The 13,992-nt window shown below is 58.1% G+C and carries 15 protein-coding genes and 1 riboswitch; of the genes, 6 read left to right on the forward strand and 9 right to left on the reverse strand.

Annotated features, from left to right (window positions below; all coding sequences use genetic code 11):
- Positions 1–109: 109 nt before the first annotated feature.
- The 7 genes from thiH to ACOTXC_RS22005 all read right to left on the reverse strand — a co-directional run bounded on the left by thiH (position 110) and on the right by ACOTXC_RS22005 (position 6,214).
- A complete protein-coding gene (thiH, locus tag ACOTXC_RS21975) occupies positions 110–1,243 on the reverse strand; it encodes a 2-iminoacetate synthase ThiH (RefSeq protein ID WP_032626501.1) in 1,134 nt (377 codons plus the stop codon).
- Entirely contained in the window at positions 1,243–2,010 is a 768-nt protein-coding gene (thiG, locus tag ACOTXC_RS21980) for a thiazole synthase (protein WP_023299071.1), read from the reverse strand. The genes thiH and thiG overlap by 1 nt, the downstream gene beginning before the upstream one ends.
- Before the next feature lies 1 nt (position 2,011).
- Positions 2,012–2,212, reverse strand: a complete 201-nt coding sequence (gene thiS, locus ACOTXC_RS21985; RefSeq protein ID WP_032626499.1) for a sulfur carrier protein ThiS — start codon at positions 2,210–2,212, stop codon at positions 2,012–2,014.
- A complete protein-coding gene (thiF, locus tag ACOTXC_RS21990; protein WP_032626498.1) occupies positions 2,196–2,951 on the reverse strand; it encodes a thiazole biosynthesis adenylyltransferase ThiF in 756 nt (251 codons plus the stop codon). The genes thiS and thiF overlap by 17 nt, the downstream gene beginning before the upstream one ends.
- Positions 2,938–3,579 carry a thiamine phosphate synthase gene (gene thiE, locus ACOTXC_RS21995; protein ID WP_032626496.1) on the reverse strand — a complete coding sequence of 214 codons (642 nt, stop codon included), beginning with the start codon at positions 3,577–3,579 and terminating at the stop codon, positions 2,938–2,940. Before thiE ends, thiF begins: the two co-directional genes overlap by 14 nt.
- Entirely contained in the window at positions 3,579–5,474 is a 1,896-nt protein-coding gene (gene thiC, locus ACOTXC_RS22000) for a phosphomethylpyrimidine synthase ThiC (RefSeq protein ID WP_032626494.1), read from the reverse strand. The genes thiE and thiC overlap by 1 nt, the downstream gene beginning before the upstream one ends.
- Before the next feature lie 78 nt (positions 5,475–5,552).
- Positions 5,553–5,662, reverse strand: a riboswitch (TPP riboswitch).
- Between the two features lie 54 nt (positions 5,663–5,716).
- Positions 5,717–6,214 carry an Rsd/AlgQ family anti-sigma factor gene (locus tag ACOTXC_RS22005; protein ID WP_023299075.1) on the reverse strand — a complete coding sequence of 166 codons (498 nt, stop codon included), beginning with the start codon at positions 6,212–6,214 and terminating at the stop codon, positions 5,717–5,719.
- A gap of 95 nt (positions 6,215–6,309) precedes the next feature.
- On the opposite strand from ACOTXC_RS22005, the gene nudC reads away from it, so the two are divergent.
- The 6 genes from nudC (at position 6,310) to ACOTXC_RS22035 (ending at position 10,662) form a co-directional block, all read left to right on the forward strand.
- On the forward strand, positions 6,310–7,083 hold the full coding sequence (gene nudC, locus ACOTXC_RS22010; protein WP_022646710.1) for an NAD(+) diphosphatase: 774 nt from the start codon (positions 6,310–6,312) through the stop codon (positions 7,081–7,083).
- Positions 7,084–7,121: 38 nt separating this feature from the next.
- On the forward strand, positions 7,122–8,186 hold the full coding sequence (hemE, locus tag ACOTXC_RS22015) for a uroporphyrinogen decarboxylase (RefSeq protein ID WP_126292183.1): 1,065 nt from the start codon (positions 7,122–7,124) through the stop codon (positions 8,184–8,186).
- A gap of 9 nt (positions 8,187–8,195) precedes the next feature.
- Positions 8,196–8,867 (forward strand): deoxyribonuclease V, encoded by a 672-nt coding sequence (gene nfi / locus ACOTXC_RS22020; protein ID WP_003862312.1) that lies wholly within the window; start codon positions 8,196–8,198, stop codon positions 8,865–8,867.
- 41 nt (positions 8,868–8,908) lie between these two features.
- A complete protein-coding gene (locus ACOTXC_RS22025) occupies positions 8,909–9,499 on the forward strand; it encodes a YjaG family protein (RefSeq protein WP_022646712.1) in 591 nt (196 codons plus the stop codon).
- A 186-nt stretch (positions 9,500–9,685) separates the two neighbouring features.
- On the forward strand, positions 9,686–9,958 hold the full coding sequence (gene hupA / locus ACOTXC_RS22030; protein WP_002445246.1) for a nucleoid-associated protein HU-alpha: 273 nt from the start codon (positions 9,686–9,688) through the stop codon (positions 9,956–9,958).
- Positions 9,959–9,969: 11 nt separating this feature from the next.
- Positions 9,970–10,662 (forward strand): DUF1481 domain-containing protein, encoded by a 693-nt coding sequence (locus ACOTXC_RS22035; RefSeq protein ID WP_421767953.1) that lies wholly within the window; start codon positions 9,970–9,972, stop codon positions 10,660–10,662.
- Positions 10,663–10,709: 47 nt separating this feature from the next.
- Here ACOTXC_RS22035 and purD read toward each other — a convergent pair whose 3' ends face one another.
- Both purD and purH read right to left on the reverse strand, forming a co-directional pair.
- On the reverse strand, positions 10,710–12,002 hold the full coding sequence (gene purD / locus ACOTXC_RS22040; protein WP_022646714.1) for a phosphoribosylamine--glycine ligase: 1,293 nt from the start codon (positions 12,000–12,002) through the stop codon (positions 10,710–10,712).
- A 15-nt stretch (positions 12,003–12,017) separates the two neighbouring features.
- Positions 12,018–13,607, reverse strand: a complete 1,590-nt coding sequence (gene purH / locus ACOTXC_RS22045) for a bifunctional phosphoribosylaminoimidazolecarboxamide formyltransferase/IMP cyclohydrolase (RefSeq protein WP_022646715.1) — start codon at positions 13,605–13,607, stop codon at positions 12,018–12,020.
- Between the last annotated feature and the right edge of the window lie 385 nt (positions 13,608–13,992).

The raw sequence follows: 13,992 nt of genomic DNA on the forward strand, positions 1-13,992 counted from the left end.
GTCCGTTGCTGACGTGGTTAATCCTAATAAAACCGGGCAGATCTCCTCAATCGCCCGGCGTTGATCTTACGAGCCGTCTCGTAACCTTTCCGCATTGTTGCAGGCGGTTTCAGCGCAAATGCGAAGCTCTTCCCAGCCAGCTGTCCCAGTCTTTCCACACGGGCTGTAGCCCCTGTGCAGTCAGGGCTTCCGCCACCGCGTCGGGCCGTCGTCCGTCGTGCGGTGCAAACTGTTCCAGTTCCGGGCGATCGTCCGCGTAACCGCCCGGCTGCGTTTTGGAAAAGGCGCTGACGTTGTTGATCGCCAGAGGGATCGCGCGGTCGCGAAACGCGGGGGATTCACGCGTGGAGAGCGACAATTCCACTTCCGGCGCGAACAGGCGAAATGCGCACAGGGTTTGCACCAGCTGGCGCTCATCCATCAGCGAGGCGGGTTCAATGCCTCCCGTACACGGACGCAGCCGTGGGAAGGAGATGGAATAGCGGCTTTTCCAGAAGTACTGCTGTAGCCACAGCAGATGCTCCGCCACCATATAGCAGTCAACCCGCCAGCTGTCGGACAGACCGATAAGCGCGCCCAGCCCAATTTTATCGATACCGGCGCGCCCCAGCCTGTCCGGCGTTTCCAGCCGGAAGATGAAATCCTGCTTCTTCCCTTTCAGGTGATGTCGGGCATAGGTCGCCTCATGGTAGGTTTCCTGATAAACCATTACGCCGTCCAGCCCGAGGGTTTTCAGTTCCGCATATTCCTCTTGCGACAGAGGCTGCACTTCCATTTGCAATGAGGCAAATTCGCGGCGGATGGCCGGAAGATGCTGGCGAAAATAGTCCATCCCCACTTTGCCCTGATGTTCACCCGTCACCAGTAAGAGATGTTCAAAACCCATCTCACGAATAGCCGCACACTCGCGGGCGATCTCATGCTCATCCAGCGTTTTACGCTTAATGCGGTTGCTCATTGAGAAGCCACAGTAGGTGCAGTCGTTGGCGCACAGATTAGAGAGATAAAGCGGCACGTAAAAGCTCACCGTGTTGCCAAAGCGCTGGCGGGTAAGGCGTTGCGCGCGCTGCGCCATCGGTTCAAGGTATGCGCTGGCTGCCGGAGAAAGCAGGGCCATCAAATCCTCGCGGGTCACATGCCGGGCTGTTAATGCCCGCTCTACGTCCGCAGAGGTTTTACTGTTGATGCGTAAGGCAATATCGTCCCAGTTAAGCTGACGCCAGCGATCGATAAAGGTAGCCATCAGAGTGCCTCCAGAAAACCGGTCAGCGGGCTGGTGGCCTGCGCCTGAAAGCTGCGCGAGCCGGGGCCGGACTGTCGTGCCAGCAGACCGGACTCCACGGCAAGGCGGAACGCACGCGCCATCATCACCGGGTCGTCGGCCACCGCAATCGCGGTATTGACCAGCACCGCATCGGCCCCCATCTCCAGCGCCTGCGCGGCGTGACTGGGTACGCCGATGCCCGCATCCACCACCACGGGCACGGTCGCCTGCTCGATGATGATCTCCAGCATCGCGCGGGTCTCCAGTCCCTGGTTGGAGCCAATGGGCGCCCCTAACGGCATCACGGCCGCGCAGCCGACTTCTTCCAGACGCTTACACAGCACGGGATCGGCACCACAGTAGGGCAGAACGGTGAATCCCTGCTGCACCAGCGTCTCTGCCGCTTTCAGGGTTTCGATCGGATCGGGCAACAGCCAGCGGGCGTCCGGATGAATTTCCAGCTTCAGCCAGCAGGTGCCGAGGGCTTCCCGGGCCAGATGCGCAGCGAAAATTGCTTCCTCGGCCGTTTTCGCACCGGAGGTATTGGGTAAGAGCGTCACGCCTGCCTCCAGTAACGGCGCAAGTATGGCATCGTTGTGCTGACGCAGATCCACGCGCTTCATCGCCAGCGTTACCAGCTGGCTGCCGCTTTCACGAATAGCATCCACCATTAGCTGCGGGGAGGCGAATTTTCCGGTTCCGGTAAACAGATGTGAATCAAAGACTTTGTCGGCAATACGTAACATCTCAGCCCCCTGCGATAACCTGAAACAGCAGGATCTGGTCGCCTTCAATGACCTGCTGATGTTCCCACCGCTCGCGCGGCAGGATCTGTTGATTGAGCGCCAGTGCCGTTCCCGGCTTCAGCTGGCGCAGCGTGTCGAGCAGGGCGGCAACGGTGAGATCGTCGTCACACGTCATCGGCTCATCGTTAAACAGAATGCGCATCGCGGCCTCCGCATACCGGGCAGCGGTTGGCGCGGTTTAACGCCAGATGGCACCAGCCGCTGGAACGGGCGTCGAACAGCCGGAGCGTGTTGCGCTCTGTTTCCATGCCGCTGAGCAACTTGATGGCTTCCAGCGCCTGAAGGGTACCCATCACGCCCACCACCGGCCCAAGAATGCCAGCCGTGCGGCAGTTACGCTCCGGTTCAGCCTCGTCCGGCCACAGGCAGCGGTAGCAGCCCTGCGCCCACGGCGGCGTAAGCACCATTATCTGCCCGCCGAAACCGACCGCGCTGGCGGTGATCAGCGGCGTGTTCTGTGCAACACAGGCCGCATTAATGGCCTGACGCGTCGCCATATTGTCCGTGCAGTCCAGCACCACGTCGGCAAGGGCAACTTCGCGTTGCAGATCTTCTCCGCTCAGCCGCGTCTGGAGCGCCACCAGTTCAATATCGGGGTTAAGCTGGTTCAGCCGCTTGCGCGTAACCTGTGCTTTAGGCTGGTTAACATCTTCTGTCGTGAAGAGGATTTGCCGTTGCAGGTTGCTGAGGTGTACCTCATCGTCATCGGCCAGTACCAGCGTTCCCGCGCCCGCCCCGGCCAGATACAGCGCGGCGGGCGCGCCCAAGCCACCCAAACCGACAATCAGTACCCGGCTGGCGAGCAGCTTTTGCTGCCCGTCAATGGCGATATCCTCCAGCAGGATCTGGCGGCTGTAGCGCATAAAATCACGATCTTTCATCGCCTGCTCCTGCCAGTTGTAAAAGCCGTGCGGTGGCGGTCTGCCAGTCTGCGGCCTGGGTGATAGCGCTGACGACGGCGATACTGCCGACGCCGGTTTCCAGCACGGCGGGCGCACGTTCAAGGCTGATTCCGCCGATGGCGACGGTGGGGTAATCGGCAAGGCGCTTAACGTGGGCTGCCAGCTGAGCCAAACCCTGTGGGGCAGACGGCATCTGTTTGGTTTGCGTCGGGAAAACGTGGCCGAGGGCGATGTAGGAGGGGCGGGCCGCCAGCGCCACGTCGATCTCCATATCATCGTGGGTGGAAACGCCCAGCCGCAGACCGGCGTCACGGATTGCGTTGAGATCGGTCGTTTCCAGATCTTCCTGTCCCAGATGCACGCCATACGCCTGGTGTTTAACCGCCAGCCGCCAGTAGTCGTTGATAAACAGGCGGGCGTGGTAGCGACGTCCCAGCGCGATAGCGGCGGCCACGTCGGCCTCCACCTCTTCGTCGCGTTTATCCTTGATGCGCAGCTGGAGGGTGCGAACGCCTGCCTCCAGCAAGCGCTCTATCCACGCCACGCTGTCCACCACCGGGTAAAGCCCTAAGCGGAAGGGGACAGGTGGGAAATCGGGCTGGTACATTACGCCTCCTCCTTTTTGAGGTAGATTTCGCCGCCTTTGGCGCGGAAGGTTTCGGACATGTCTGCCATGCCGACTTCAATGGTCTGCGCGGCGGCGTAATCGCGTACCTCCTGGCTGATTTTCATCGAGCAGAACTTCGGCCCACACATGGAGCAGAAGTGCGCGACTTTGCCCGATTCCTGCGGCAGGGTTTCGTCGTGGTAGGCGCGGGCGGTGAACGGATCCAGCGCCAGGTTGAACTGGTCTTCCCAGCGGAATTCAAAGCGCGCTTTGGACATGGCGTTGTCGCGAATTTGCGCGCCCGGATGGCCTTTCGCCAGATCCGCCGCGTGGGCGGCAATCTTGTAGGTGATCAGCCCCTGCTTCACGTCCTCTTTGTTTGGCAGCCCGAGGTGCTCTTTCGGCGTCACGTAGCAGAGCATGGCGCAGCCGAACCAGCCGATCATCGCCGCGCCGATCCCGGAAGTGAAGTGGTCATAGCCCGGCGCAATATCGGTGGTCAACGGCCCCAGGGTGTAGAACGGTGCTTCGTGGCAGTGCTCCAGCTCCTCGGTCATGTTGCGGCGGATCATCTGCATCGGCACATGGCCCGGGCCTTCAATCATCACCTGCACATCGTACTCCCAGGCGAATTTGGTCAGCTCGCCCAGCGTGTGCAGCTCGGCAAACTGCGCCTCGTCGTTCGCGTCACGGATGGAGCCAGGACGCAGGCCGTCGCCCAGCGACAGAGAAACGTCATAAGCGGCGCAGATCTCGCAGATTTCGCGGAAGTGCTCGTAGAGGAAGTTTTCCTGATGATGGGAAAGGCACCATTTCGCCATAATCGAACCGCCGCGTGAAACGATACCGGTCAGACGCTTCGCGGTCATCGGCACGTAGCGCAGCAGTACGCCCGCGTGAATGGTGAAGTAGTCCACGCCCTGTTCCGCCTGCTCCAGCAGCGTGTCGCGGAACGCTTCCCAGGTAAGGTTTTCGGCGATGCCGTTGACCTTCTCCAGCGCCTGATAAATCGGGACGGTGCCAATCGGAACCGGGCTGTTACGCAGGATCCATTCGCGGGTTTCGTGAATGTAACGGCCGGTGGAGAGGTCCATCACCGTGTCCGCGCCCCAGCGCGTCGACCAGACCAGCTTTTCCACCTCTTCTTCGATGGAAGAGGTGACGGCAGAGTTGCCGATGTTGGCGTTGACCTTCACCAGGAAGTTGCGGCCGATAATCATCGGCTCGGATTCCGGGTGGTTGATGTTGGCGGGAATAATCGCGCGCCCGGCGGCTACTTCATCACGCACGAATTCCGGCGTGATGTTCTCCGGCAGGCGAGCGCCAAACCCTTCACCCGGATGCTGGTGGCGCAGCACTTCGCTGCGAATGCGCTCGCGGCCCATGTTTTCGCGGATGGCGATGAACTCCATCTCCGGCGTGACGATACCCTGTCGCGCGTAGTGCAGTTGGGTTACGCATTTGCCCGCTTTAGCGCGTTTCGGCGTCAGCAGGCCAGTAAAGCGCAGCTCGTCCAGACCGTCGTCGGCCAGGCGCGCGTTGGTGTACGCCGAGCTGCGCACGCTCAGTTCTTCGCAGTCGTTACGGGCATCAACCCACGGCTGGCGAAGCTTTGCCAGACCCTGCTGCACGTTGATAGCAACATCAGGATCGCCGTACGGGCCGGAGGTGTCATACACCGGCACGGCTTCGTTGTCTTCAAACTGCGGGTGCTCTTTGCTGCCGCCGATAAGCGTCGGGCTGAGCTGGATTTCGCGCATCGGCACGCGGATATCGGCCTGTGAACCGGTGATGTAGATGCGCGTTGAGTTCGGGAAAGCGGTGCCTTCCAGGGTGTCGATGAAGCGTTGTGCGTGTTCGCGCTGTTCGCGGCGGGTCAGTTTTGTTGTAGACATAGCTCATTCCAGATGTGAAGGACATGGCTTGTCAGACGACGGATGAAGCAAGAGAAGATCGCCCGAAGGCGATACAACAGCAGTGTGACTCTTGTTCCCTTCGCAGGTATTAACCTGATCAGGTTCCGCGGATCCCGAATTAACGGTCTCAGCCCGTGCTTTCACACTGGGCACTCCGACAAGAAAAATCCCCCTCCGCAGAGGGGCGAATGGTTGTAAATTACTCGTTAACGATTAAGAACTCAAGCAGGGCGCGCAACGTTATCGCTGGTGCTGATAGTCAGGTTGTTGTCCAGCACGAGGGCGATGAGCTTGTCTTCCAGCGTGAATCGCTCTTCCAGTGCTTCGCCAAGGTCGGAAAGCGCCTGCTGAAACTCAAGATAGTTATCGTGATCGATAGCGTTCTCAAGCGTGGAATCGTAGTAGTCCATGATCTGCTGGGTGTTGGCTTCCAGCAGCGGACAGAGTTTGCTGGCCGCTAAATACGGCGTTGTCCCTTCCATTTCGCGGATAATGCGTTCATAAAGGTTGAAATGGCCGTCGGAGAGGTAGTCGACCAGGCTCTGACAAAAGTCGTCCAGCGCTTTTTCATTGAGTCGCATAAAGGATTCTTTGCCAGGCTTAAGTCCAACCAGATTGTAATACGCCACAAGGAGATGCTTGCGCACATGTAGCCAGCGATCCACCAGGGTGTTACTTCCTCCAACGCGCTCAGTCAGGCTTTCCAGCTGGTTTAACATGGTCGACTCCATAAGGTTTAAAATGGGATCTGCTTATCCAAAATGTAACCACAATGCTAACAACATGTCAGTGAAGCGAAGGTAGTGCAATAGATATGGATCGTATTATTGAAAAATCAGATCTGGGTTGGTGGATCGTCAGCCACGAACAAAAATTATGGCTACCCTCAGGAGAGTTGCCCTACGGTGCCGCGGAAACGTTCGATCTGGTGGGCCAGTCCGCGCTGAAGATCGGCGAGTGGCAGGGCGATCCCGTGTGGTTGATCCAACAGGCGCGCCGTCAGGATATGGGATCCGTACGTCAGGTGCTGGATCTGGACGTCGGCCTGTTCCAGCTGGCGGGGCGCGGCGTACAGCTGGCGGAGTTTTACCGCTCGCACAAATACTGCGGTTACTGCGGCCACACCATGCACCCGAGCAAAACCGAATGGGCGCTGCTCTGCGGCCACTGCCGTGAACGTTACTACCCGCAAATCGCACCGTGCATCATTGTCGCCATCCGCCGTGATGATTCCATCCTGCTGGCGCAGCATACCCGCCATCGCAACGGCATTCACACCGTCCTCGCCGGGTTCGTGGAAGTCGGCGAAACGCTGGAACAGGCGGTGGCGCGCGAGGTGATGGAGGAGAGCGGCATTAAGGTGAAAAACCTGCGCTATGTGACGTCGCAGCCGTGGCCGTTCCCGATGTCCCTGATGACCGCGTTTATGGCGGAATACGACAGCGGCGAGATTGTTATCGATCAGAAAGAGCTGCTGGAGGCGAACTGGTATCGCTACGACGATTTACCGCTGCTGCCCCCGCCGGGAACGGTGGCGCGTCGCCTGATAGAAGATACCGTGGCAATGTGTCGGGCCGAGTATGAGTAGTGTTACACTGACGGACTGACGCAATAAGGAACTGCAAAATGACCGAACTGAAGAACGATCGTTATCTGCGTGCGCTGCTGCGCCAGCCCGTTGATGTCACCCCGGTGTGGATGATGCGCCAGGCGGGACGCTATCTGCCAGAGTACAAAGCCACGCGTGCGCAGGCGGGCGATTTTATGTCGCTGTGCAAAAACGCCGAGCTGGCCTGTGAGGTGACGCTCCAGCCGCTGCGCCGCTTCCCGCTCGATGCCGCCATTCTTTTTTCGGACATTCTTACCATTCCGGACGCGATGGGCCTTGGGCTCTATTTCGAAACCGGCGAGGGGCCGCGTTTTACCTCACCGATCAAAAGCAAAGCCGACGTTGATAAGCTGCCGATCCCCGATCCGGAAGGCGAGCTGGGCTATGTGATGAACGCCGTGCGCACCATCCGCCGCGAGCTCAAAGGCGACATGCCGCTGATTGGCTTCTCCGGTAGTCCGTGGACGCTGGCAACCTACATGGTGGAAGGTGGCAGCAGCAAAGCCTTTACCGTCATCAAAAAGATGATGTACGCAGAGCCGCAGGCCCTGCATGCCCTGCTCGACAAGCTGGCGAAGAGCGTCACGCTCTATCTCAACGCGCAGATTAAAGCGGGCGCGCAGTCGGTGATGATTTTCGACACCTGGGGCGGCGTGCTGACCGGGCGTGATTATCAGCAGTTCTCCCTGTACTACATGCACAAAATTGTCGATGGTCTGCTGCGTGAAAACGAAGGCCGTCGCGTGCCGGTAACGCTGTTTACGAAAGGCGGCGGTCAGTGGCTGGAAGCGATGGCGGCCACCGGCTGTGATGCGCTGGGCCTCGACTGGACCACTGATATTGCCGATGCGCGTCGTCGTGTGGGGGATAAAGTGGCGCTCCAGGGCAACATGGACCCGTCCATGCTCTATGCGCAGCCTGCCCGTATCGAAGAAGAAGTGTCGACTATACTGTCTGGTTTCGGCCAGGGTGAAGGCCACGTCTTCAACCTCGGTCACGGTATTCATCAGGATGTACCGCCAGAACACGCTGGCGTATTTGTGGAGGCGGTGCATCGGCTTTCTGCCCAGTATCACAAGTAAGGAGTGGTTATGGATCTCGCGTCGCTACGCGCTCAGCAAATCGAACTGGCTTCATCGGTGATCCGCGAGGATCGTCTGGATACGGACCCTCCGCGATACATTGGCGGGGCGGATGTCGGGTTTGAGCAAGGCGGTGAAGTGACGCGAGCGGCGATGGTGGTGCTGAAATACCCGTCGCTGGAGCTGGTGGAGTACAAGGTGGCGCGTATCGCCACCACCATGCCCTATATCCCCGGCTTTCTCTCCTTCCGCGAATATCCCGCGCTGCTGGCCGCGTGGGAGCAACTCTCGCAAAAACCCGATCTGCTGTTTGTGGATGGGCACGGCATCTCCCATCCGCGTCGCCTGGGCGTTGCCAGCCACTTTGGTCTGCTGGTAGACGTGCCGACCATCGGCGTGGCGAAAAAACGCCTGTGCGGCGCGTTTGAGCCGCTCTCTGCCGAACCGGGCGCGCTGGCGCCGCTTATCCATAAAGGCGAGCAGCTGGCGTGGGTCTGGCGCAGTAAAGCGCGCTGCAATCCGCTGTTTATCGCAACCGGGCATCGGGTCAGCATGGACAGCGCCCTGGCATGGGTGCAACGCTGTATGAAGGGCTACCGCTTACCTGAGCCTACCCGCTGGGCTGACGCCGTTGCCTCTTCACGTCCGGCATTCATTCGTTGGCAGGAAATTCAGCCGTGATTCAGGTAAACTGCGGCTAATTTTCGATTCGAGACATCATCATGTTACAAAACCCGATTCATCTGCGCCTTGAGAAGCTGGAAAGCTGGCAGCACGTGACGTTTATGGCTTGCCTGTGCGAGCGCATGTACCCCAACTATGCCGCGTTCTGTAAGCAAACGGAGTTTGGCGAAGGCCAGATTTATCGACGTATCCTGGATTTGATCTGGGAGACGCTGACGGTCAAAGACGCAAAGGTAAACTTCGACTCTCAGCTTGAAAAGCTGGAAGAGGCAATTCCTGCGGCGGACGATTACGACCTGTATGGCGTCTACCCGGCTATCGATGCCTGTGTGGCGTTGAGCGAGCTGATCCACTCCCGTCTGAGCGGTGAAACCCTGGAGCACGCCATTGAAGTCAGTAAGGCATCCATCACCACCGTCGCGATGCTGGAAATGACCCAGGAAGGCCGTGAAATGACCGACGAAGAGCTGCGTGCTAACCCGGCGGTTGAACAGGAATGGGATATTCAGTGGGAAATTTTCCGTCTGCTGGCGGAGTGTGAAGAACGTGATATTGAGCTGATCAAAGGGCTTCGCGCGGACCTGCGCGAGGCCGGCGAGAGCAATATTGGTATAATTTTTAACCAATGAGACAACAAAACGTGATTTAACGCCTGTTTTGTCACTCCTCGACTCTTCCCTTTCGCCCCCCGTCTGGTCTACATTTGGGGGGCGAAAAAAAGTGGCTATCGGTGCGTGTATGCAGGAGAGTGCTTTTTTGGCATTTTCGTCGCACTCGATGCTTAGCAAGCGATAAACACATTGAAAGGATAACTTATGAACAAGACTCAACTGATTGATGTAATTGCGGACAAGGCTGATCTGTCTAAAGTGCAGGCTAAAGCTGCTCTGGAATCTACCCTGGCTGCTATTACTGAGTCTCTGAAAGAAGGCGATGCTGTACAACTGGTTGGTTTCGGTACCTTCAAAGTGAACCACCGCGCTGAGCGTACTGGCCGCAACCCGCAGACCGGTAAAGAAATCAAAATCGCCGCAGCTAACGTGCCGGCATTTGTTTCTGGTAAAGCACTGAAAGACGCAGTTAAGTAAGACGCGTGGCAGTGAACAGTTTTAACGAAGGGGCGGCAACGCCCCTTTTGTCATTCTGGCGTGGACCGCTCGCGCTGGCAGGCGTACTGTTGCTGTCTGCCTGTAGTCATGATTCCTCACTCCCCCCGTTTACCGTCAGCGGCTACGCTGACAACCAGGGTGCGGTCAGGATCTGGCGCAAAGATTCCAGCGATGAAGTGCATATGCTTACCGCGTTCAGTCCGTGGCATAACGGCAATACCTCGACCGCAGAATACCGCTGGCAGGGCGATGCGCTGTCGCTCATTGAACTGAATATCTACAGTAAGACTCCCGAACACGTGAAGGTGCGTTTTGACGACCACGGCGAGCTGAGCTTTATGCAGCATGAGGTCAGTGGACTGAAACAGCAGCTTTCCAGCGATCAGGTCGCGCTCTACCGCTACCGTGCTGAACAACTTCGCCAGACCAGCGATGCGCTGCGTCAGGGCCGCGTGGTGCTGCGCCAGGGGCGCTGGCATGCCGACGGCACGGTGACCACCTGCGAAGGGCAGACAGTGAAGCCTGAGCTTGAATCCTGGGCAACCGAACACATTCAGCGTCGTCAGCGGCATTCATCTGTGGAGGTGAGTGTGGCATGGCTGGAAGCGCCGGAAGGCTCTCAGCTGTTGCTGGTGGCGAACGAAGATTTCTGCACCTGGCAGCCGACAGAAAAGAGTTTTTGATTTAAGTCCCCTCTCCCTTGAGGGAGAGGGTTAGGGTGAGGGGGAAATTACTCTCCCTGCTCCCGCGCAATGGCACGATAGCCGATATCCTGGCGGCTGAAGCTGCCGTTCCAGTGAATATCCGCCATCAACGCATAGGCGCGCTTCTGCGCCTCTGCCACGGTATGACCCAGCGCGGTCGCACACAGCACGCGTCCACCATTAGTGAGCACGCGGTCATCGTCAGAGAGCTTTGTACCGGCGTGGAACACCTTCGCACCGTCAATCTCTTCCAGCGGCAGGCCGTGGATCTCATCCCCGGTGTTGTAGCTACCCGGATAGCCACCCGCAGCAATCACCACACCTAAAGAAGCACGCTCGTCCCACTCGGAAGTTTTCTCATTCAGCTTGCCTTCGCACGCCGCCAGACACAGATCAACCAGATCGGACTTCATGCGCAGCATGATCGGCTGAGTTTCCGGATCGCCGAAGCGGCAGTTGAATTCAATCACCTTCGGGTTACCCTGCTTGTCGATCATCAGGCCTGCGTAGAGGAAACCGGTGTAGGTATTGCCTTCCGCCGCCATCCCTTTTACGGTTGGCCAGATGATGCGGTCCATGGTGCGCTGGTGTACTTCGTCAGTGACCACCGGAGCAGGGGAGTAAGCACCCATCCCGCCGGTGTTTGGACCCGTGTCGGCATTGCCTACGCGCTTGTGATCCTGGCTGGTGGCCATCGGCAGGACGTGCTCGCCGTCAACCATCACGATAAAGCTCGCTTCTTCGCCGTCGAGGAACTCTTCAATCACGATGCGGTGGCCCGCATCGCCAAAGGCGTTACCCGCCAGCATATCCTGCACAGCGGCTTCCGCTTCTTCAAGGGTCATCGCCACGATAACGCCTTTCCCGGCAGCCAGACCGTCGGCTTTAATCACAATCGGCGCGCCTTTTTCACGCAGGTAAGCCAGAGCAGGCTCTACCTCGGTGAAGTTCTGATATTCCGCCGTCGGGATGTTATGACGCGCGAGGAAATCTTTGGTGAAGGCTTTTGAACCTTCCAGCTGTGCGGCACCTTCCGTTGGGCCGAAAATTTTCAGGCCCGCGGCGCGGAAGGCATCTACAACGCCGATCACCAGCGGCGCTTCCGGGCCCACAATCGTCAGATCGATATTCTCGTTCCGGGCAAAGCTCAGCAGCGCCGGGATATCGGTTACGCCGATGGCGACGTTCTGTAGCGCGGGCTCCAGTGCGGTACCGGCGTTACCCGGTGCCACAAAGACGGTTTCAACCTGCGGAGACTGCGCTGCTTTCCACGCCAGGGCGTGCTCGCGCCCGCCATTACCAATCACTAATACTTTCATTTTCTGCTCCGGAAATTAATGGCGGAAGTGGCGCATGTCGGTAAAGATCATTGCGATGCCATGTTCGTCGGCAGCGGCAATCACTTCGTCATCACGGATTGAACCGCCAGGCTGGATCACACAGGTGATGCCCACAGCAGCGGCCGCATCGATACCATCGCGGAAAGGGAAGAAGGCGTCAGAGGCCATGGCGGAACCTTTGACTTCCAGACCTTCGTCACCAGCTTTAATACCCGCGATTTTCGCAGAGTAAACGCGGCTCATCTGGCCTGCGCCTATCCCGATGGTCATGTTCTCTTTGGCGTAAACAATGGCGTTAGACTTCACGAACTTCGCCACTTTCCAGCAGAACAGCGCGTCGCGCAGCTCCTGTTCGGTCGGCTGACGTTTGGTCACCACGCGCAGGTCGGCTTCTGTCACCATACCCAAATCGCGATCCTGAACCAGCAGACCGCCGTTCACGCGCTTGAAGTCCAGGCCCGGCACGCGCTCTGCCCACTGGCCGCAAACCAGCACGCGCACGTTCTGTTTCGCCGCGGTGATTTTCAGCGCTTCTTCGGATGCGGATGGCGCGATGATCACTTCGACAAACTGACGGGAGATGATGGCCTGCGCGGTTTCCGCATCCAGCTCGCGGTTGAAGGCGATAATGCCGCCGAACGCGGAGGTCGGGTCGGTTTTGTAGGCGCGATCGTAGGCATCCATAATGGAGGTGCTTACTGCGACGCCGCATGGGTTGGCGTGCTTGACGATAACGCAGGCCGGCTCGCTGAACTCTTTCACGCATTCCAGCGCGGCGTCGGTATCGGCAATGTTGTTATAAGAGAGGGCTTTGCCCTGTACCTGCTGAGCAGTCGCAACAGAGGCTTCTTTCACCTCTTCTTCTATATAGAAGGCTGCCTGCTGGTGGCTGTTCTCGCCGTAGCGCATATCCTGCTTCTTAATGAAGTTCAGGTTCAGGGTGCGCGGGAAGCGACCAGATGGATCTTTGCTTTCACCGTGGTAGGCAGGAACCAGGCTACCGAAGTAGTTGGCGATCATGCTGTCGTACGCGGCGGTGTGTTCGAAGGCTTTGATGGCGAGGTCGAAACGCGTATCAAGCGTCAGGGACCCTTCGTTGGCGTCCATCTCATTAATAATGGCGCTGTAGTCGCTGCTCTTCACTACGATGGCCACATCTTTATGGTTCTTGGCTGCGGAGCGCACCATGGTCGGGCCGCCGATATCAATGTTCTCTACGGCATCTTCCAGAGAACAGCCTTCGCGGGCGACGGTCTGGGCGAAGGGATAGAGGTTTACGACAACCATGTCGATGGGGGCAATATTGTGCTGCTCCATAATGCCGTCGTCCTGACCGCGACGACCCAGAATGCCGCCGTGCACTTTCGGGTGCAGGGTTTTGACGCGTCCATCCATCATTTCCGGGAAACCGGTGTAGTCGGACACTTCGGTTACCGGCAGACCTTTCTCTGCTAACAGGCGAGCGGTACCGCCTGTAGAAAGCAGCTCCACACCGCGTGCGGAAAGTGCCTGAGCGAATTCGATGATACCGGCTTTATCAGAAACACTGAGCAGAGCGCGGCGGACTGGACGACGTTGTTGCATGGTAAATCCCCTGGATTTCACGATTACAGAGAGCGTTAGATGAATTTTCCAGCGAAAAACTCATCTAACACACCTGACGAGGCCTCCTTGTTAAGCGCGAGCATTTTAACGAAAACGTTTGCGCAACGCTCGCATATTTTCACTTTTTCGAAGCGCTGTGGATAACTCTGTGCGTAAAAGGGTATAAGGCGGGGTTTTGCTGGGGAATGCAGCAGTCAGTCATTTTTCTGTCATTTAGCGGTTGCGGCCTGCGGAGAACTCCCTATAATGCGCCTCCATCGACACGGCGGATGTGAATCACTTCACAGACTACCCGGTCGGTTGAAGAGAAAAAATCCTGAAATAACGGGTTGACTCTGAAAGAGGAAAGCGTAATATACGCCAC

The organism is Enterobacter cloacae complex sp. IR5428 (assembly GCF_049238585.1).
GTDB classification, from domain to species: Bacteria; Pseudomonadota; Gammaproteobacteria; order Enterobacterales; family Enterobacteriaceae; genus Enterobacter; species Enterobacter intestinihominis.